This window comes from Hyphomonas sp. BRH_c22 (genome assembly GCF_000961795.1).
Taxonomy (GTDB): Bacteria; Pseudomonadota; Alphaproteobacteria; order Caulobacterales; family Hyphomonadaceae; genus Hyphomonas.
In genome coordinates this window covers 11,631-30,702 of sequence record NZ_LADU01000108.1, presented here as the reverse complement: position 1 = coordinate 30,702, position 19,072 = coordinate 11,631, and the positions used below count along the sequence as shown (strand labels likewise).

Annotated in this window: 18 protein-coding genes; all 18 read right to left on the bottom strand. The window is 61.7% G+C overall.

Annotation, left to right across the window (positions count from 1 at the left end):
* Nucleotides 1-54: 54 nt before the first annotated feature.
* Nucleotides 55-1,020: a thiamine-phosphate kinase gene (gene thiL, locus VR74_RS14990; protein ID WP_299950760.1), complete on the bottom strand. Its 966-nt coding sequence runs from the start codon at nt 1,018-1,020 to the stop codon at nt 55-57.
* 106 nt (nt 1,021-1,126) lie between these two features.
* Nucleotides 1,127-2,086, bottom strand: coding sequence for an acetyl-CoA carboxylase carboxyltransferase subunit alpha (locus VR74_RS14985; RefSeq protein WP_045698174.1), 960 nt, complete (start codon nt 2,084-2,086; stop codon nt 1,127-1,129).
* A 48-nt stretch (nt 2,087-2,134) separates the two neighbouring features.
* Nucleotides 2,135-3,076: a type II secretion system F family protein gene (locus tag VR74_RS14980; protein WP_299950757.1), complete on the bottom strand. Its 942-nt coding sequence runs from the start codon at nt 3,074-3,076 to the stop codon at nt 2,135-2,137.
* 9 nt (nt 3,077-3,085) lie between these two features.
* Complete coding sequence (locus tag VR74_RS14975) at nt 3,086-4,051, bottom strand: type II secretion system F family protein (protein WP_299950754.1); 966 nt, start codon at nt 4,049-4,051, stop codon at nt 3,086-3,088.
* 29 nt (nt 4,052-4,080) lie between these two features.
* A complete protein-coding gene (locus VR74_RS14970) occupies nt 4,081-5,472 on the bottom strand; it encodes a CpaF family protein (protein ID WP_045698172.1) in 1,392 nt (463 codons plus the stop codon).
* Entirely contained in the window at nt 5,469-6,671 is a 1,203-nt protein-coding gene (locus VR74_RS14965; RefSeq protein ID WP_045698171.1) for a hypothetical protein, read from the bottom strand. The genes VR74_RS14970 and VR74_RS14965 overlap by 4 nt, the downstream gene beginning before the upstream one ends.
* A 1-nt stretch (nt 6,672) precedes the next feature.
* Nucleotides 6,673-6,939 (bottom strand): hypothetical protein, encoded by a 267-nt coding sequence (locus tag VR74_RS14960; RefSeq protein ID WP_045698169.1) that lies wholly within the window; start codon nt 6,937-6,939, stop codon nt 6,673-6,675.
* 12 nt (nt 6,940-6,951) lie between these two features.
* Entirely contained in the window at nt 6,952-8,244 is a 1,293-nt protein-coding gene (locus VR74_RS14955) for a type II and III secretion system protein family protein (RefSeq protein ID WP_299950751.1), read from the bottom strand.
* Complete coding sequence (gene cpaB, locus VR74_RS14950) at nt 8,241-9,125, bottom strand: Flp pilus assembly protein CpaB (RefSeq protein ID WP_045698167.1); 885 nt, start codon at nt 9,123-9,125, stop codon at nt 8,241-8,243. Before cpaB ends, VR74_RS14955 begins: the two co-directional genes overlap by 4 nt.
* A gap of 208 nt (nt 9,126-9,333) precedes the next feature.
* Complete coding sequence (locus tag VR74_RS14945; protein WP_045698166.1) at nt 9,334-10,035, bottom strand: metallophosphoesterase family protein; 702 nt, start codon at nt 10,033-10,035, stop codon at nt 9,334-9,336.
* 107 nt (nt 10,036-10,142) lie between these two features.
* Entirely contained in the window at nt 10,143-11,138 is a 996-nt protein-coding gene (locus tag VR74_RS14940) for a threonine/serine dehydratase (protein ID WP_045698164.1), read from the bottom strand.
* A 51-nt stretch (nt 11,139-11,189) separates the two neighbouring features.
* Complete coding sequence (locus VR74_RS14935; protein ID WP_045698162.1) at nt 11,190-13,118, bottom strand: TadE/TadG family type IV pilus assembly protein; 1,929 nt, start codon at nt 13,116-13,118, stop codon at nt 11,190-11,192.
* A 195-nt stretch (nt 13,119-13,313) separates the two neighbouring features.
* Nucleotides 13,314-14,186, bottom strand: a complete 873-nt coding sequence (gene galU / locus VR74_RS14930; protein WP_045698240.1) for a UTP--glucose-1-phosphate uridylyltransferase GalU — start codon at nt 14,184-14,186, stop codon at nt 13,314-13,316.
* Between the two features lie 78 nt (nt 14,187-14,264).
* Nucleotides 14,265-14,531, bottom strand: coding sequence for a hypothetical protein (locus VR74_RS14925; RefSeq protein ID WP_045698161.1), 267 nt, complete (start codon nt 14,529-14,531; stop codon nt 14,265-14,267).
* A gap of 101 nt (nt 14,532-14,632) precedes the next feature.
* Nucleotides 14,633-15,382, bottom strand: coding sequence for an ABC transporter ATP-binding protein (locus VR74_RS14920; RefSeq protein ID WP_045698159.1), 750 nt, complete (start codon nt 15,380-15,382; stop codon nt 14,633-14,635).
* A complete protein-coding gene (locus tag VR74_RS14915) occupies nt 15,379-16,362 on the bottom strand; it encodes an iron ABC transporter permease (RefSeq protein ID WP_045698157.1) in 984 nt (327 codons plus the stop codon). Before VR74_RS14915 ends, VR74_RS14920 begins: the two co-directional genes overlap by 4 nt.
* Nucleotides 16,359-17,153: an ABC transporter substrate-binding protein gene (locus VR74_RS14910; RefSeq protein ID WP_299950748.1), complete on the bottom strand. Its 795-nt coding sequence runs from the start codon at nt 17,151-17,153 to the stop codon at nt 16,359-16,361. The genes VR74_RS14915 and VR74_RS14910 overlap by 4 nt, the downstream gene beginning before the upstream one ends.
* Nucleotides 17,150-19,012 carry a TonB-dependent receptor gene (locus VR74_RS14905; protein ID WP_299950745.1) on the bottom strand — a complete coding sequence of 621 codons (1,863 nt, stop codon included), beginning with the start codon at nt 19,010-19,012 and terminating at the stop codon, nt 17,150-17,152. The genes VR74_RS14910 and VR74_RS14905 overlap by 4 nt, the downstream gene beginning before the upstream one ends.
* Nucleotides 19,013-19,072: the final 60 nt, after the last annotated feature.

Genomic DNA, 19,072 nt, shown 5'->3' with positions numbered 1-19,072 from the left:
CTCCTGATCGAGGCAACCTGCCTCCCTTCATACGCGAGTCACTGGCGACCCGATTCATCCATGCTCGAACCCTAGGGTTTCAGGCAGGTTAACGTTCCGGCCCCGCAAAATCAGTGACAGGCCTGACATGTCAGAGATTTTCCCGATTCGGGCGAGTTGTATGCCCTCATCACTCGCCTGTTGCGCGATCGTGGCCGATGCGGCCTCCGGCGCCGTGAACAGGACCTGGTAGTCATCGCCCCAGGTCGCCAGCTTCAGCATCTCCGCCTCGCCATCCGCCCCGCCCGCAAACGGCACCGCCCCAAGGTCGATCTCCAGGCTGACCCCTGAAGCCGCCGCCAGCGACCTTGCATCAATCAGCAGGCCGTCCGACACGTCCATGGCGGCGCTTGCATGACGGGCGATGAAAGCGGCAGCGGCGAGCGGCGGCAGGTCCGGCAGCCGGTAGGCGTCCCGCCACCCCCCTGCCACCCCCTTGTCACCCCCCGAAACCGCCTCCCACCCCCTCGCGGCACCCCCGATGCACCCCGTCAGCCACACGGCATCACCCGGTTTGGCGCCCGTCCGGCGCACCGGGCCGTCAGCCAGGCAGCGCCCCGTCAGCGTCAGGGACAGGAACAGGCCGAGGGGGCTGGTCACCGTGTCGCCGCCGATCAGCTGCGCGCCCCACGCGCTCAACTCGTCGCCCAAAGCTGCAGAAAATGCTGCGATTTCCGCCTCTCCGCGGGCTTTTGGCCAGCCGAGTGTCAGCAGCGCCTCAGCGGGCTCGGCGCCACTCGCCAGCAGGTCCGACACGTTCGCCCGCACCAGCTTGCGCGCGACCGTATCAATCGGGTCGCTGGCCAGGAAATGCACCCCTTCCACCATCGCATCCACAGTGATTGCTACAGGACCCGTCGTTCCCAGCTGCGCGACATCGTCCCGCAACCCGGCCGCCCCCTGCCCTTTTGCCAGCGGCGCGAAGTAACGCGCAATCCAGTCCTTTTCCGCCATTTCAGTCGCCCAACTGGCGTGTTTCACCCGCCATGTTCAGGGGATTTGCATCTAAAGTGAAACAAAACAAGGAATTGGCCTCCAAGGATCTGGCATCAGCCTGACCGTTCGGACGCACGATTACAAGCGGCGCTTAAGCGATCTCGCGGCCGATGGCATAGAACCGGTCGCGGCGCTGGCGCCGCAATTCCTGCGGTGACATGCCTTCCAGTTCCTTGAGGGCGGCATCCAGCGCCTTCGCCGCTGCCGCCATGGCCCGCTGCGGATCGCGATGCGCGCCGCCAATCGGTTCCTTGACCACACCGTCGATCACCTTTGTCTTCAACAGGTCCGGCGCCGTGATCTTCATGGCTTCCGCCGCATCCCGCGCCTTGGCCGGATCGCGGTACAGGATCGACGCACAGCCTTCCGGCGAGATCACCGAATAGATCGCATGTTCCATCATCAGCACCTTGTTGGCCGCCGCGATGCCGATGGCACCGCCCGACATGCCTTCGCCGATGATCAGCGTCACGAAGGGAACACCCAGCGACAGGCCGCGCTGGGTGCCACGCGCAATCGCTTCGGCCTGCCCGCGCTCTTCCCCGCCCTTACCGGGATAGGCGCCCGCCGTATCGGGAAAGCTGAGGACCGGCAGGTTGAACTTCTCCGCCATGTCCATCAGGCGCACGGCCTTGCGATAGCCTTCAGGGTGAGCCATGCCGAAATTGTGTTTCAGGCGTTTCTCGGTCGTGCGGCCCTTCTCATGCCCCATGAGGACCACAGACCGGCCCTTGAACCGGGCGAGGCCGCCAATAATGGCCTCGTCATTGCCGAACAGGCGGTCGCCGGCCAGTTCCTCGAAATCCTCGAAAATCGTGGCGATATAGTCAGACAGGTGCGGGCGGTCCGGATGCCGGGCGACCTGCGTCTTCCGCCAGGCGGAGAGGTCTGAGTAGATGTCTTTCAGCTGCTTGGTCGATTTGGCCTTCAGCTTGTTGAGTTCGTCCTTGATGGACGGCCCGCCCTTCTGGCCTGAGAGGGCCTCGAGCTCCGCAATCTTGGCGTCGAGTTCAGCAATGGGCTTTTCAAAATCGAGATATGTTGTGCTCATGCGTCTGTTTCTATCAATAGTGGCCTGACTCGCCTAGCGCCCATTTCATCAAAGAATTTCCTTGAACATCACCACCGCAGGCAGAGTCAAGACGCCCAGGAGAACCGGAAAAACAAAGAAAACCAATGGCAAAGTGAGTTTTGCGGGCAAGGCCATGGCCTTTTCTTCAGCATACAGGATGCGCCGCTGGCGCATGTCCGCGGAGAAGACGCGAAGCGTCTGCCCCAGGCTGGTGCCCATTTCTTCGGCCTGGCGCAGCATGGTCGCCAAAGACCCCGCCTCTTCAATTCCCATCCGGTCTGCAAAACCCCGCCAGGCAGTCTTTCGGGCCCGTCCGGCACGCAGCTCAAGCGAGAGCGACCGCATGAAGCCCGCAATGATGGGGTGGCGCAGTTCCAGCTCTTCGCCGACACGCTGGACAGACGCATCAAGGCTGAGCCCGGCCTCCACGCAGGCGACGAGCAAGTCCATCATGTCGGGAAAGCCGGCCGAACATTCCTGCCTCCGGGCCTTGGCGCGCTTATCCAGATACATTCCAGGCGCGATCAATCCGATCATGACCAGCATGACAGAGATGATGAGCGGCGTGTTGCCGGGCAGGTGTGCAAGGTAGGGCAACGCCGCCAGGAGGCCGAGTTGAGGCAGTACGATACAGACAAGCCGGGCAAAATAGTAACGGCCGACAGCAGACTTGCTGGTAAAACCTGCTGAGGCGAGGCGTGCCTTGGCGGCGCTGACGCCCTGCTCGTCATCGCCGGGCGCCATCTGGTCGGCCATCCCCGCCACCGCCTTGCCGATTCGGCTCTGGTTCCGGCGCTGTTCGGTGTTTGCAATGGCCGGTCCGCGCCGCTCCAGCCGGCGCTCGACGCTTTCAAGGTCGCGGCGACTGCGCAGAAAGGACAGCAGGCTTGGGAACAACAGCGCAACCGCCGCGCCCAGCATCAGAATGGGCGCCCAGATTTCCGGAGAAGATGACAGGTCGAGGTTCACTTCGGCGTCCTACATCTTGAAATTGATCATCTTGCGCATGACCATGTTGCCGATGAACATCCATACGAACAGGCCTGCGAACCCATATCGGATGAGCGGATCGTGGATCACGTTGCCGTAGAATTCCGGCCGCGTCAGATGGATGGCCAGCATGACGAGGAATGGTGCCGCCGTCAGGATCAGCGCCGACATGCGCCCCTCAGATGATGCTGCCTTCACTTTCAGGCGCATTGTCTGGCGTTCGCGGATCGTCGTTGTGTTGGCTTTCAGCAAGTCACACAGGTTGCCGCCCGTCTTCTCCTGAAGGCGGACGGTCGCGCCGAACAGCTCGACATCCGGATCGCCTGAACGCTCGGCCATGCGCTGGACGGCATTGGTCAGCGAAAAGCCATAGGACACTTCATCCGCCGTCATGCCGAATTCCGTTCCGATCGGGTCAGGCATTTCCCGCGCCACTAGCGCGACAGCCGTCGCCACGGGGTGGCCAGCCTCAAGGCTGCGGCAGACGATCTGCAAGGCATCCGGCAGTTGCGCCGCCAGCTTCTTGCGGCGCTTGCCGGCGACATGCTTGAGCACAGCCAGTGGCCCGAGAAAGAACACCACAATCGCAATGCCGCCAGCCGGCAACCAGCCGCCAACAAAGTGGACATAGGCAATCGCCGCGACCAGTCCGGCTGCGAGCGACATGGCGGCCCATCTCAGAGGCTGGTACGGCAGGCCGGAACGAACAACGAGACGGTTGAACCGCTCGAGCGGCATCGCAAAGTTGCCGTCGGCATCAAGGCCCCGGCTCTTGCGCAGTTCGACCATGGCCTCGCTTGTGCTCGCAAACTTGACCTTGAACTGAAGCCTGCGGTTCACAATGCGCTGGGTCTTTGCCTGTGTGACAAGCTCCGACCCCGCCTGGATCACGAAAAAGAATGCACCCGCCGCCATGATCGCACAGATCACGAGGAACATATTGTAACCGGACATATCTGGCAGGCCGAGCACGTCGCGAACCTCTAGAAAACAGTTGCAGGGTCGAACATGCCGGCGGGCATGGGAACACCGCGCCGTTCCATCTCGTCTAGAAATTTCGGGCGCAGGCCGGTCGCGACGAACTTGCCGATCACCTTGCCCTCTGCCGTCGTGCCAGTGCGTTCGAACTTGAAGATTTCCTGGATCTGGATGACCGAGCCTTCCATGCCGGTAATCTCGGCAATCGACATAACCTTGCGCGAACCGTCTGATAGGCGTGAGGCCTGAACGATGAAGTTCACGGCAGAGGCAATCTGCCCCCGGATGGCTTCTTCGGAGATCTTCATTCCGCCCATCATGACCATCTGTTCGAGGCGCGTGATGGCATCGCGCGGATTGTTGGCGTGGATGGTCGCCATCGACCCTTCATGGCCTGTATTCATGGCCTGCAGCATGTCAAATGCCTCTTCACCCCGCACCTCGCCGAGAATGACCCGGTCAGGCCGCATGCGCAGCGCGTTCTTGACCAGTTCTCGCTGGCGGATTTCGCCTTTGCCCTCGATATTTGGCGGGCGCGTTTCCATCCGCGCGACATGCGGCTGCTGCAGCTGGAGTTCGGCGGCATCCTCAATCGTGATCATACGCTCTTTCGGGCTGATCGCCGATGACAATGCGTTGAGAAGCGTTGTCTTGCCTGAACCCGTACCGCCCGAGATGACGGTTGACGCCTTGCACTTGACCGCTCCGAGAATGAACTCGGCGACAGGCCCAGGAATGGCGCCAAAGCTGACCAGCTTGTCCATCGTCAGCGGAGACTTGGAAAACTTGCGGATCGAAACCAGTGGGCCGTCAATCGCAATCGGCGCGATGGCGGCGTTCACGCGGCTGCCATCCAGAAGGCGCGCATCGACCAGCGGCTGGCTTTCGTCAACGCGGCGGCCTACCGCGGAAACAATCCGCTGCACGATGCGCAGCAAATGGTCGTTGTCGGCAAAGCGGACTGGCGCCAGCTGAAGTTCGCCATGGCGTTCGATGTAGACCTGATCGTAGCCGTTGATCAGGATGTCTGCGATGGAATCGTCCTTCAGCAGGGGCTCGATGGGTCCCAGACCGGTCATTTCATCCATCACGGCATCGGCGAAGGATATCTCTTCCGACGAGGAAAGCGCCATTTCTTCCTTGCGGATGATTTCCGAAATGATCCCGCGCACACGCTGGCGCATCGTGCCGTCATCCAGCTTGTCCAGCGCCGACAGGTCAAGTTCGTCGATCAGTTTTGCATGCACGCGCAGCTTGGCGTCGAGCAGGTCGAATGCCTTGGTTTCGTCCTTGGCTTTCGTGAGCACCTGAGCAAGCAGCGCTTTTGCGTCATCGGGTTTCGCAGTCGGCATGATGACCGGCGCAGGCGCCGCAGTACTCGATCCGAACCGGCTCATTTCGCGCGCTTCCTTGCTTGGGGTTGTGCCGCTCCCGCGGCAACGTCATCCGGCAGGAGCCGGTCAACGAATTGTTGGACGTCCAGCACGAGCTGGCTCTTGGGCTTCACGTCGGCAATGGGCTTGCCGAGATTGACTGCCGTGCGCGCCGCGTCCCAGTCGGACGCGATCGTCGTGTGTATCTCCCGCTCGATAGCCTGTTCGGCCTTGTCGACCGCAAACTCGGCACGGAAGCGCTTCTTGGGGAACATGCGGTTCAGCACGAGTTTCGACGTGCCGCGGTCGCCCCGCAGGGCATCCGTTTCCCGGCACATGTCAGCGGCCGCATGCAGGCTCGGCACCGTCAATTCGCTTACGATGATCGCCTCGTCGACGGCGCTCAGAATGGGCTTTGTCCAGGGCATCATGTGGCGAGGCATATCCACCAGCACGTATTCGAATGCGCTGCATGCCACATCCAGCAGGCGAAGCATGGCAGGCTCGCCAGCCAGAAGATCGGCATCCGGGTTGCGCGGCGCGGCGATCAGCGACACGCCGTCGGCGTGCTCCCAGCACCAGGCCGCCAGCAGGCGCTGGTCAAGGCGTTCAGGCGCATCGGCGAGGGCATAGAGATCCAGCTTCGGCACGGCTTCCAGAAATGACGTGACCATGCCGTCGGCGACGTTCAGGTCGACCAGGCAGACCTTTCCGGGGCCCACCTTGCGCGCCAGAGCAAAGGCGCTTTCAATGGCCAGCGTCGATACACCCGCACCGCCAACCGCGCCGCGAAATGCCCAGCATTTCGATGTCGCGCCAGACCCCTGAACTGACTGCGTCTCACGCAATTGCTCGGCAGCATCGATCACTTCCTCAATGCCGGCCGAACCGGGCACGATATCGGATGCATCCAGCTTCATTAGTGCCCTGACCATATGGCCAGGCAACTGGTCGGATACAACGATGACCGCCGTGTTGGGACGCTCCACAGCCAGTGTCAGGATCACCTGGTCATAGCCGTCAACGCCCTGCTCGACGAGCACCAGGCCCCCGCCATGGCGCAGGACGATCTCGGACGATGAAAGCCCCGAGAGATCTGAAAACTCTGCGCAACAGGCCTTGAGCGCCGCCATCCGCTCGGGGCTGGCCAGCGCGGCAAGCGAAGGGATCACCCGGTTCGACGGCGGCAGTGTCGGTTCCGGTTTCAGGACGGGTTCAAACATGTCAGCGGCCCGTTCCGCCGGCGGACGCCTGACGCAGTTCTTTCGGCTTGCCTTCGTTCAGTGCCTTCACGGCATTCGCGGCTCTTACGCCCGACGTCGACTCGATCTGCCGCGAGTTCGGAAGATTCACATCGCGCACGGATTGGGCGGCAATGTTTGTCTCGGTCGCACCACCCAACAGGTAAACATCCTGATGGTCGTGGCTGGCGCATGCGGTCAGCAGGGCAAGGGCGGCGATCGTGCCGGTGCTCCGGTTGTATTTTCTCATGTCGTGGCCTCCCTAGTTTGCCAGTGGAACGATGGCCGTCTGGTCCAGCAGGAACAGCTCGGCTTCAGTCGGTTCAGCGAATGCATCCAGCGGCGAACTGAGCATGTCCGGATGCGGCGCCGGCTGCACGAGACGCGGCGTAACGATGATTACAAGCTCGCTCTCATTCTTCTGGTAGCGCTTGGACGCGAACAGCTGGCCCAGCACTGGCACATTGCCCAGCCACGGCGTCTGGCGCACATCATTGGAATAGTCGTTTTGCAGGAGGCCCGCGATCGCAAAGGCCTGGCCGTCGTGCAGCTCGATCGTCGTATCGGCCCGGCGCACGGAAATACCCGGTATTTCAATGCCGGCCGACCGGATGCCATTGGCGCGGTCCAACGACGACACTTCCGGACGCACACGCAGGTTGACGAGTCCGTCGCCCAGAACCGTTGGCGTGAAGTCCAGGCTCACGCCGAATTTCTTGAATTCCACACTGATCTGGTTGTTCTCGTTGGCAACCGGAATGGGATACTCACCCCCCGCCAGGAAGCTGGCCGTGTCACCCGACAGTGCCACAAGGTTCGGCTCTGCCAGTGTACGGATGACTCCCTTCTGCTCCAGTGCACGCAAGGTGATATCGACATTCTCGTTTCCGACATTCGTGAACAAGGCGATTGTCTTCTCTGCAATTCCCGAAATCGTGCCGCCGTCAGTCACGCCGACAACATCATTGGCATCGAACGAATTGCCAAAGCCGATTTCCTTCACCGCACTGCGGCTGGCCTCGACAAAGCGCACTTCGAGCAGGACCTGCTGGCTCTGACCGACTGAAAGCCCATTGGCCACTCCGCCCGGCACATGCCGCTCGGCAAGTTGCAGCGCCATTTCGGCCGCCGCCGCTGTTGTCAGTTTGCCATCCAGGAAGACGCCATCATGCACGGCGTAGACATTGATGTCTTCGCCTGGCAGAAGATTCTTCAGGTCCGTTCTCAATTCATCAAGGCCAAGCTCGACTTCGACTTCAATGAGCTCGGCGATTTCACCGGCGGCATCATAGATCAGGACCGTTGTCGTGCCTGGCAGCTTGCCGCGCAGGAAGAAGGACCGGTTTGATGTTGCCATCGCGTCGGCAATTTCGGGATCGGCGACAACCAGTGTTGCAAACTTGAGATCGGCTTCGACGACCGTCGAGCGGCCCTTTTCGAGCACGAGCACCGTCGCACCATCAGGTGCGTTGCGCTGTATCCACGCGCCAGAGGACGGGGCCGCCAGGATGATCGCCGCAAAACAGGCTGTCAGGAATTTCTGGAAACTTTTCATTTGCTGGCACCTCCGGCCGGAGCCTTTTCCTTGGCCACCGGCGTGGTGACTTCCGTTTCTGCATCGCCGTTGATCACCCGGATACGCGCCGTCGATGGAGCCCGTACCACGCGCGGCCGTGACACGACACGCACCGGCTCCGGGGCCTTGCGTATCTCGGCTACCAGATCGGCTTCCTCGCGGCGTCCGATCAGGGCCAGGCCCAGCGCACCGCGCTGGCTGGCTGCGCTCAATGCAAGCGCATCATCCGGCGTCACCTCAAGGGTCACCGTGCTGGAGGGGCGTGCGCCTTCGAGGCCGGCTTCAAACGTCTGGTCGATGGCCAGCACATTCACATTCCTGAGCACGGATCGCGCGATCACGTCGCCCGATGCACGCTCGCCATCGCGCACAGAGGAGCGGCCGCTTTCCTCAAGCGACACAAATTCGTTCACATCGACCCTGTCGCCTGGAAGGACAAAGCCTGCCACTCCCGTATCATTGCCCACAACAACGGATACGGCTCGCATGCCCGGCGTGATCGACGCGGCAAGCGTCAGCACTGACCCGGTTTGATCGAGCTTGGTTCGCATCAGGGGCTCGCCCGGCACAATCAGTCCGCGCGCATAGGCAATCTCATTGAGCTCATCAAAGCTGCGCAGGGCATCGGCCGGAACCGAATCGGCCGGCCAGGGCGTTGCCTTCAGTGCGGAGCGATCGATGAGGTCTCCGGTCTCGATAACCGAGGTGGCGACGAGCACGGACGACATCTCGACAGCTGGCATGAGACTTGCTGCAGATGCATCAGACGTATTCGACGTCATGTAGTTGCGGCCAAGGAAAACCGCACCTGCGCCCAGCAACAGCGATAGCCCCAGACTTATCAGGGTTGTTGGCTTCATCGTCGGATACCCTCTTTCCCATGACCGCCACCTGGTCAGATTGGGACACTAGAGTGCAGGCGATAAAGTCTGTTGAAGAGCGCCGTCCAAATCTTGGACAGCGCCCGAACCCCCTGTTAACCAAAACCTAAGAGGTATTAAGCGGTGTTGAATCATGCCGTTGCGGGCAATTCATCGCTCTGTCGATAGGGATTCTCGGTTCGTTTTCTTAGCTATGAAGGAAACGCGGTTCGGCGCCTGGCACAAGGATCGCCGCCGTCAGTTTCCCGCCATAGACCGCCCCGGTATCAAGATTGATCCTGCGCCCATCGGCTGCGACATCGGGCTTCCAGTCCATCGTTGGCGTATGACCGTGCACCACGACCTGGCCAATCAGGGCCGGCGCGGTCCAGCATCGCGTATCAAAGAATTCCCGGCGCCGCGTCCACATACGCACACGTTCGCCGCACTCGGGAAACGCGTCCGGGTCAACCCCGCCATGAACGAAGACGAGTCCCTGCTGTTCGTCCCGGTGGATGGTCGGCAGGGCGTGCAACCAGTCAAGATGGACGTCCGTCGGTCCATCCAGCCCCCGGCGATGATAGCTCTCCATGGTTTCCTCACCGCCCCATTTCAGCCAGTTGGTGCGTGAGGCCTCGTCATCGAACCGAAGCGACTCGATCATCATCTGCTCGTGGTTGCCCCGAAGGGTTATGCAGCGCGGCCCCAGGCGCGCTTCCATTTCGATCAGGTGATCGACCACGCCGCAGGAATCCTCGCCCCGGTCGATCAGGTCGCCGAGGTGCACCCAGGTCAGGTCCGCCCCGCCCAGCTCCCTGTCGGCGTAAAACCGCACCTGGTCGTGTAATTCCTTCAGGCGATCAAGTTCACCATGAATATCGCCGATTGCAGCATAAACGGTTTGTGTCATGCCTCACACCTAATGCCAGACTACGGGCATAAAAGGGCCGCACGGCCAAAAGGTGTCAGGGTCAGGCCGCACAAGAAGATAACCCATCATCAGCCCGGCCGGCGCAATCAGCCGTCGGTCGACAGAACCTCGGCGAATTGAGCCGCATCGACATTGCCCCCCGTCACCACCACCCCCACACGGCCCCCTCGCCACGCCGCTGGAACCCCCTTCAACACCCCCGCCAGCGCCGCTGCTCCACCCGGTTCGGCCACGATTTTCAGGTGCCTGAAGGCCTGCCGCATGGCCCCGCGCACGTCCGCATCGCTGACGGTCAGCGCGCCTGCCAGAAGGCGTTTGCCGAGCGGAAACGTCAGGTTCCCCGGCTTCGGTGTGAGTATGGCATCGCAAATCGACCGCGTACCCGGCGCATTCTCAATGATTTCGCCGGCTGCCAGCGAGCGGCGCCAGTCATCATGCCCCTCAGGTTCAGCCGCCCAGATTTCAGTTTTCGATGACAGCTGCTCGAATGCCAGTGCCACGCCAGTAATCAACCCGCCGCCACCGGTGCAACAGACCAGGTAATCCAGCGGCTTGCCCATCGCCGCGACTTGCCGCGCAAACGCGAGACCGAGCGTCCCCTGGCCTGCAATAATGTCCGGATCGTCATAACTCGGCACCACGATGGCCCCGCGATCAGCAGCCAGTTCAGCCGATATCGCTTCACGGCTTTCCGAATTCCGGTCGTAGAAGTGCACTTCGCCGCCATCGGCGAGCACGCCATCCACCTTCACCTGCGGCGCATCGGACGGCATGACAATAAGTGCCGGCATGCCGAGCAGCCGCGCCGCCCGTGCGACGCCCTGCGCATGGTTGCCGGATGAAAATGCGACCACGCCTGCCTTGCGGCCGCTCTCGGGAATCTGCGCCAGCCTGTTCATTGCGCCGCGTATCTTGAAACTGCCGGTGACCTGCAGGCACTCTGCCTTCACGAGCACTTCCGCGCCCGCAGCAGCATCGAGGGCCGGATGGGTCAGGACAGGCGTTTCGCGCACGACGCCCGCAACCCGCGCTTCAGCGGCGAGGACATCATCAAAATCCGGAAGTTTGAATGGCTGGCACATGGACACAGCCCTAGCCTGTCCCGGACCTGCCTTCAAACCCCCTTCATCCTGTTATTTTGTCAGGCGAAGTTCCCGGGCAGCAATTGCCGAAAATGTCTTGTCCAGTTGCGATGACGTGATGTTGAACGTCCGGTCCGCATCAGCCGCGCAGTCGCCCAGAAGCTTGATCGCGGCGCTATCGGAAATATCCACAGCAATCGTGTAAAGCTCGATGTCATAGTCTTCGCGGATGGCCTTGCAGGAATCCAGTGTCAGGCCGTCAAGGCTGTCACCGTCGAGGCTTTTCATGCCCTTGGCCTTCCAGCACTTGCCCGCAGCACCGCGGTCGCCGGATTCGTTACATCCATAATAGCCTTCGAAATGGTACGGGGCTTCGTTCCTGCCGTCCGTCAGCAGGATCATGATCTTGCGAACGCCCGCATCCTTGAACGGTTTTGGTTCCTGATCACCGGTCGTCCCGAAGAAGCTGGCCCAGGTCGAACGGGGAGACAGCGCGCGCAGTCCCCACATCAAGCCTATGTCAGCCTGCGTGCCGCCCTGTACAGGATACATGTGATCGAGCTTTTCGAGGATCTGGCCCCGGTCACCTGACAGCCCGAGCATTGCCGTCGGACAGTTCATGTTGGGCCCGGAGACGGGCTTGTAGCTCGACCACGGGAAAATATCCTGCTGCCAGGCACAGGCCTTTCCGCCACTGGCGAAATAGCCGAATTCTGTCGGGTCAGACACACAGGCAGGTGACATGACACTCAACGGCTTCTTGTAGGCCGTAGCACAAAGCTGCGTCTCGTTCATGTAGACGTTCCGAAGACCGTCATAGCCGGCCTGATTGCTGCTTTGGGTACATTTCAGCAAGCGATTGCCTGGAATGTCGAGCGAAGCATTCTGGATTGGCGGCGCAAGGTCAATGATAGACCCCTGCGGGCCCGGAACCGGCGGCTTGGGTGGCGGTGGCGGGGACGGCGGTGATGGAGGCGATGGTGGTTTCGGCGTCTTCGGCGGCTTTGGTGGTTTGGGCGGCGAAGGGGGTGACGGAATACTGTAGGTCTGCAGCTCCGGCTCCAGCCAGGAGGCATGCCAGCGCATGCCAGAAACCGCATCGTCGGTCAGGCGCTTGGTGACGAATCCACCCGTGCTGACGACACGTTCATTCGGTGCCGATCGCACGCAGCCGCGCCATTCGACCGGTGCGAAATCACGCGCCATGGCAGCGGCCGTGTAGGCTTTTTCAGCTTCCGGTTCGTAAAGGTACTTCCGGCGGCTTTCGAACGGGGCGTTTGGCGTGCGGGCCGAGCCATACACAGGCGGTGTGCCAGCCATGGCTGGCGCCGGATTCCATGCGCCTGGCGCTTCGGAATTGATGTTGACGACGGATGCCCAGGGCACGACACCAATCGACATCAGGCCAGCGGCTGGTGTCTGGTCGAACATCGTGTTCACAAAACCCTTGGAAGCCTCCCGCATCTTGGTGAAGCGGTCCTGCTCAAACATGGAACTCGTATTATCGAGGGCGAGGATCACTTCGATCTTGCGGCTGTCGCCGGCCTGCGCCGCTCCCGTCACTGACAGCTGCTGAAAGGAGCGGCCAAAGAAGGCACCGAAAACCATGGGCAGGTCGGATACCGCAACGGCCGAAACTTCTCCGAGATCGGTGATGGTTGACGTAACCTTTGCCTTGCCGAGATCAGTGTGAGCGGTCGCAACATCCTGATGGTACATGTTCTCGATCGCAGCCTTCGTGAGCGCCTTGCGATCCGCATCGTCCGTTGCAGCATTGTTCACAAATTCACGCGCGCCATTCAGAACGGCGGCGTCCATCGACGCTTGCATGTGCTTCTTGGCCGAAACCATGCGCGCCCCATCGACTGCCACGCCGACAAACATGGTCAGAGGCAGCAGGCACAAGGCATAAATCACCGCCGTGGCGCCATTGATGTCACGCTTGAAATCCCGGGCTTTCGCTTTGATCGGACGTTTCATGTTAGAACACTCACCAAGCTATTCCCCTGACACGTGCAATACGCATGCCATGGTGCCCGCCTGAGGGGACATTCCGTAAAAGCGGAAAATCCGGAATTTCCGAATGTTTACAATCTTTTAGTGCGTTTTAACCACTGAAAAACCGCCGAAGACCGGTCCTGTCGGGCGTTTAATTCGTGTCAGATTGGAGCTTGCCTAAAGTGACGCCGCAAACTTGCGGATGAGGTCACGCGCGCCTTCGGCGGTTTCCTCATTGTCGACCGCATGGGCCATGACGGCTTCGAAATAGCCGAGTTTCGACCCGCAATCATATTCACGGCCTTCAAACTCGTAAGCGTAATAGCTTTGGGTTTCCATCTGGCGCGCCATGGCGTCGGTCAGCTGTATTTCTCCGCCAGCACCCGCGGCCTGGTCAGCCAAAAGGGCAAAGATTTCAGGCTGGAGAATGTAGCGGCCCGTGATCTTCAGGTTCGAAGGTGCCGATTCCATTGGGGGTTTCTCGACCATGCCCGACATCTCGATCAGGCGGCCATTACGCGATTTCGGCGCGATCACGCCATAGGACGACACACGTTCCATCGGAACCGGATCGACCGCAACAATGTTCCCGCCCACTTCATTATACGCCGAAACCATCTGCGCGAGGCACGACGGACTGGATTTGACGATCACATCGGGCAGCAACACGGCAAATGGCTCATTGCCGATGATGTCGCGCGCGCACCAGATCGCGTGGCCAAGCCCGAGCGGTGACTGCTGGCGAACGAAACTCGCGGCCCCAGCCGGCAGCACGGTGCGCTGCACTTGCTCGAGGATCGCATCCTTGCCCTTCTGCCTGAGGGACACATCCAGTTCGTAATTGATGTCGAAATAGTCCTCGATCGCGCCTTTGCCACGACCGGTGACGAAGACGATATGCTCGATTCCGGCTTCGAGGGCCTCATCGACAACGTACTGAATGGCCGGACGGTCAACGACGGGCAGCATTTCCTTCGGGATGGCCTTGGTCGCAGGCAGAACCCGCGTGCCCATGCCAGCGACCGGTAGAACTGCTTTCCTGACGCGCATCGGCGGCTCCTGTTTCATATCGTATCAGCGCGTCCCTATCGCTCAAAAGCGGCGGTAAGGCCAGAGAACAATTCGCGATCAGAGCGCGGCGTAGAGAACGAAACCGGCTAGCCAGGTCGACAGGCTGAGCACCAGTAATGTGGCAATAATCCTGCGCACAGACCTGCGGTCAGGCTTGGACAGCTCGGACAATATCCGCGCCTGCAGGGCATGCGCCGGAGAGGCGACATGCTCGGGAGTGTGGTGCTTTTCAACAGCCTGAACGCCAGTTTTGCCTGCAGCGGTATCCGCTTCAGGCACGTCCGCCTGGTGGGGCGGCTGGTTATGTACAGGCAGCGCAGCCATGGAGCTCTCCGGTCATCTCACAGGGACAGATGCCATGGATGCCCTAAGTTTTGGCTAACATACTGCAGCAAAATGGTTTCACATAGATTCACCATCGGGCATTATGCGACCGCTTCGAACACGCCCTGACCATTCCGCCGGACGCCAAACACGCGGGCGAGGCAGCCCGCATCAAGTGCCTCATCAGGCGGGCCGTCCGCAACAATCGTCCCCTGGTCCAGCACGATGATGCGGCTGCAAAAGCGTGAAGCGAGGTCAAGATCGTGGATCGCCGCCACGACAGCACGTCCGGCGTCGCACTGTTCCTGCAACACCCGCATGAGGGCGAGGCGGTGAGCAATGTCGAGCGCGGCGCCCGGCTCGTCCAGCAAGAGGGTGCGGGAGGGGGTGGCAAGGGTGCGGGCGAGGTGAAGACGTGCCTGCTCGCCGCCCGACAATGTGTGCACTGCACGGTGGCGGTATGGGGTCGCCCCGGCGCGCTCCATGGCGTCGTCGATGGCTTCCTTGTCGGCCGGCCCGCAATGCTCATACGGCGCGGGACTGGTGACGAAGCGGCCCAGCGCGACAAGGTCTTCCGCGATCAGGTTCCAGGCCACGGGCCGCGCCTGGGGTAGCCAGGCGACCAGCAAGGCGCGCTCGCGATGGGTCAGCGATGCGATATCGGCATCCCCATAACTGACCTTGCCCTGCCGGGGCGCCAGCAGGCCGGTCATCACGCGCAGCAGCGTGCTCTTTCCGGCGCCATTGGGCCCGACGAGCCCGACGAATTCCCCCGGCGCGAGGCCGAATGACACGTCGGACAGGACTGGACGGTTGCCGAGATCAACATGAACACCTGACACAGTGATCATCGCGTGCTGCCTCCCAGTCGCGCAGCGATCCAGATGAACACGGGTGCGCCGAACAGGGCGGCGGCAACGCCGAGCTTCAATTCCTGCGAAAACGGCAGCACGCGCACCAGCATGTCGGCGCCGAGCAACATGCCCCCTGCCGCCAGCGCCGAAGGGAGCAGGACACGCTGGGGATCATGCTTCACAAGGGGGCGCACAATGTGGGGGGCGACCATGCCGACGAAGCCGATCGTGCCCGCCAGAGCGACACTCGCCCCGGCCAGCAGCGACGTGCCGACAATGATCAGCAGGCGTACTCGGGCAGGGCTCACACCAAGTGACGCGGCCGTCTCCTCGCCAAGCGACAGGGCCCGAAGCGACGGTCCCGCCATGAGGACGGCCGCCGCACCGAGTGCCCAGGCCGGAACGGCCATGCCGACGTCAGTCCAGGACCGGTTGGCGACTGAGCCGAGCATCCAGTTTATCAGGTCGGACAGGCTGTAGGGGTTTGGGGCAAGGTTCAGCGCAAGCGACATGAGCGCGCCCGCAAGGCTCGACAGGCCAATACCGACCAGAAGGAGCGTTACCGTGCTGGCACCACGCCCGGCGGCGAAGAGCAACAGTGCGACGGCGAGCCCCGAAAAGAGGATGGCAGCCAGGGGCACGGCGAAACTGCCCGCTGCTGCCAGGCCGAAATAGATGGCAATCACGGCCCCAAGCGACGCGAAAGCCGATACGCCGAGCACACCGGGCCCGGCGAGCGGGTTCTGCAGCAATCCCTGCAAACCCGCACCCGACAGGCCAAGCGCCGCGCCGACACCAAATGCCGCCACAGCGCGCGGGAGGCGGATTTCCCAGACAATGAGGCGCGAAGCTTCCGTCCCCTGCCCGATCAAGGCCGCAAAGGTCTCACCCAGCCCCAATGGCGCACTGCCAACCAGAACCGAAAGCGAGAGCAGGACCACGCACCCGGCCGCAAGGATGAGCGAAACATGCTTCATGGCGCAGCCTGCAGTGCCGCAGCCACGTGGCGGGCTTCATCAGCGACGAACCATGCAGGACATGTCAGGCGGCTTTCAGTCATGCGCACGACTGTTGCATCCTTCAGCGCATAGGCAAGCGCCGGATGGCGCGCGCTGCTCCATTGATCGAAAGCGTAATCATCAAACCCGAAAAAGGCGGTCAGGGCGACGGCGGGCGGCTGCATGACCAGTTTTTCCAGGGGCAGGCTGTGCCAACCGGCACCTGTTGCGGCGTTCTGAAGTCCTGCCCGGTGCATGATCGCATCGACCATCGTGCCCTCGCCGGCGGTGACGGCGCCGGGAGTGATGTAAAGCGCGCTCGCGCCCGTGGCCGGCTCGGCGTCCGGCATCGACGCCACGAGCGCATTCGCCCGCGCCGCCTGCCCCAGCGCCGCGCCGACTTCACGGGTCACACGCGCGGCACCCTCCATGTCCGTCGCGTATCCGATCTGGACCGTGCGGATGCCCATCCGTTCGAAGAATGCCAGGGCCCGCGCATCACCGCCCCAGCTGCGCACGACAATATCAGGCTGCAGCGCGATCACATCCTCTGCCGTGGCGCGGACTTTGGGCAATCCCTCAGCCCGCTCGTGCAGGAAACTGAATGGACGCTCTGCATCCCTGGAAAGGGCGCGGACTTGTTCGCGATCGGCCAGGCCGAGCACAAACTGGTCCGCACAATAGTCGAGCGAGACGACAGTCGGGCGCACTTCGTCTGCTGCCGCCAAGGGGGACAGCGTCAGCAGGAAAAGGAGCGCCCATCGCATCATCGCAGTTTCACCCCGACCAGGGCTGCTGCGCCCGGTGTTTTATATCCGAACACGTCTGTTGCCGTTTCATCAAACAGGTTTTCACCGCGCAGGGTGACCGCCATTCGTTTGGTGATCGGGTATTCGAAGCTGGCCGAGAACAGCGTGTACGCATCGAGTGTGACACGGCGCGACGGGAAGCTGCCAAAGTCAAAGTCATCCTGATCGCCGACATAATCGAGCGCGGCGCCGATACGGTAGCCATCAGGTTCCGGCTGCCAGTCGACCGAAATGGACGCCGTCTTGTCAGGCACGCGGATCTCGTCACTGCCATCATCGCTTTCGCTCTGCAGGAAGGTTACCTGCCCGGCGACGCTCAGCGCATCGGATGCCTGCCAGCGCCCGGACAGTTCGACGCCGCTACGTTTGGATTTTCCGTCGCGGTTCGCTGCCGTCGAATTGAAGCTGGAATCAAACGCCGTGTAGATTTCATCCTCAAGGTCAGCTTCAAAGTAAGCTGCCGACAGCGTTGCCGCGCCGAATTGCTGGTCCCAGCCGATTTCCCAGCTGGTGGACTGCTCCGACTTGAGATCGGGGTTGCCGATAAAGCTTCCCGGGAAAAAGCCGAACAATTCCGTGAACGTGGGGTTTTTCACCCCCGTTCCGACCGATGCCCGCGCACGCGCACTGATCGCGTCAAAGGCGTAGCCCGCACCAATGCGCCATGTCGTGGCATCATCGAACCGGCCATGATTGTCATCGAAGCGGCCAGAGGCGCTGAGATCGAGCGCTTCAAGCTTCACGCGGTATTCAAGCGCAAGGCCCACGCTCTCGAAGGTTTCCGACGCATCCGTCGCGCCGGCATAAGCAACGTCTGTGCGGTCATAATCTTCCTTTTCGTAGTCGATTAGACCGGTCAGTTCCTGATTGGCAAAACCGAGCGACGGGCTCCACGATACCTTGAGGCGCTCGCCAGCCGAATCGTCCGTCCTGGCACCCTCGGTCGTATTCTCGCGTGTCACTTCATTATAGCTGGTGCGGAAGACATGACCGATCTGGCCGATCTTGCCGGACAGGGACGTGCCTATGATATATTGATCGGCTTCCATTTTCTTGTCGACATTGTTGAGCAAGCCATCAAAATCGGTGTCGGAATCGAAGTCGGCATTCGACCGGCGCGCGAGAGCGAGCCCCGAAAGCGTCCAGTCTGTATCGAGATCGATGGCGCCGCGGACGACAACGGACAGCGCGTCGGATCCATCCTTCTCGCCGCCGAGGCCCGAAACATCTACGCCGGCTGTCGTGAAGCCGCTGATGCCCATTCCATAGCGCGCAGCGCCGCTTTCGCCTGTATAGGACGCACTGGCGCGGGCCGTGTCTTCCGTGCCGATCTCGCCGAACGCCTGCAGGCCTCTGGCACCCTCGGTCGACAGGGACACCACGCCGCCAATGGCATCAGAGCCGTAGATTGACGAGGCTTCGCCGCGCAGCACTTCGATACGCGTGGCGCCAATGCCGGTGAGCAGTCCAAAATCGGTCTCGCCATTGACCGGGTCGGACACCTCGATCCCGTCGAGCAGGACAAGCGTGTGATTCGCCTCGGCGCCGCGCAGGCGAACCTGGCTAAGCGCGCCGGTGCCACCCGAACGCGACACGCCCACGCCGGGAACAGCGCGCAGCTGGTCTGCGGCGTTGGGCGACATGCGAATGGCAAGGTCGTCCGCCGTCAGCACGCTGACGCTGGCAGTGATGTCGTCGGCTGGCGCAGGCCGGAGGCCGATGACAGATACGACTTCGAGATCAAGGGCTGATTCCTGCGCCGTCGCGGCGCCGGATAGGACCAGCACGGCTGCGCCGGCCAGAAGGTATTGTTTGAGCATCGCTCACACTCCGTTGTCCCGGCGCAATGGCCGGGCGTTACACCAAAAGTGTCGCGTAGA

Excerpts from the sequence above, each read along its gene's own strand:
- VR74_RS14985 (WP_045698174.1), bottom strand. The coding sequence starts at position 2,086 with ATGAGCACAACATATCTCGATTTTGAAAAGCCCATTGCTGAACTCGAC.
- VR74_RS14975 (WP_299950754.1), bottom strand. The coding sequence starts at position 4,051 with ATGTCCGGTTACAATATGTTCCTCGTGATCTGTGCGATCATGGCGGCG.
- VR74_RS14970 (WP_045698172.1), bottom strand. The coding sequence starts at position 5,472 with ATGAGCCGGTTCGGATCGAGTACTGCGGCGCCTGCGCCGGTCATCATG.
- VR74_RS14965 (WP_045698171.1), bottom strand. The coding sequence starts at position 6,671 with ATGTTTGAACCCGTCCTGAAACCGGAACCGACACTGCCGCCGTCGAAC.
- VR74_RS14960 (WP_045698169.1), bottom strand. The coding sequence starts at position 6,939 with ATGAGAAAATACAACCGGAGCACCGGCACGATCGCCGCCCTTGCCCTG.
- VR74_RS14955 (WP_299950751.1), bottom strand. The coding sequence starts at position 8,244 with ATGAAAAGTTTCCAGAAATTCCTGACAGCCTGTTTTGCGGCGATCATC.
- cpaB (WP_045698167.1), bottom strand. The coding sequence starts at position 9,125 with ATGAAGCCAACAACCCTGATAAGTCTGGGGCTATCGCTGTTGCTGGGC.
- VR74_RS14945 (WP_045698166.1), bottom strand. The coding sequence starts at position 10,035 with ATGACACAAACCGTTTATGCTGCAATCGGCGATATTCATGGTGAACTT.
- VR74_RS14940 (WP_045698164.1), bottom strand. The coding sequence starts at position 11,138 with ATGTGCCAGCCATTCAAACTTCCGGATTTTGATGATGTCCTCGCCGCT.
- VR74_RS14935 (WP_045698162.1), bottom strand. The coding sequence starts at position 13,118 with ATGAAACGTCCGATCAAAGCGAAAGCCCGGGATTTCAAGCGTGACATC.
- galU (WP_045698240.1), bottom strand. The coding sequence starts at position 14,186 with ATGCGCGTCAGGAAAGCAGTTCTACCGGTCGCTGGCATGGGCACGCGG.
- VR74_RS14925 (WP_045698161.1), bottom strand. The coding sequence starts at position 14,531 with ATGGCTGCGCTGCCTGTACATAACCAGCCGCCCCACCAGGCGGACGTG.
- VR74_RS14920 (WP_045698159.1), bottom strand. The coding sequence starts at position 15,382 with ATGATCACTGTGTCAGGTGTTCATGTTGATCTCGGCAACCGTCCAGTC.
- VR74_RS14915 (WP_045698157.1), bottom strand. The coding sequence starts at position 16,362 with ATGAAGCATGTTTCGCTCATCCTTGCGGCCGGGTGCGTGGTCCTGCTC.
- VR74_RS14910 (WP_299950748.1), bottom strand. The coding sequence starts at position 17,153 with ATGATGCGATGGGCGCTCCTTTTCCTGCTGACGCTGTCCCCCTTGGCG.
- VR74_RS14905 (WP_299950745.1), bottom strand. The coding sequence starts at position 19,012 with ATGCTCAAACAATACCTTCTGGCCGGCGCAGCCGTGCTGGTCCTATCC.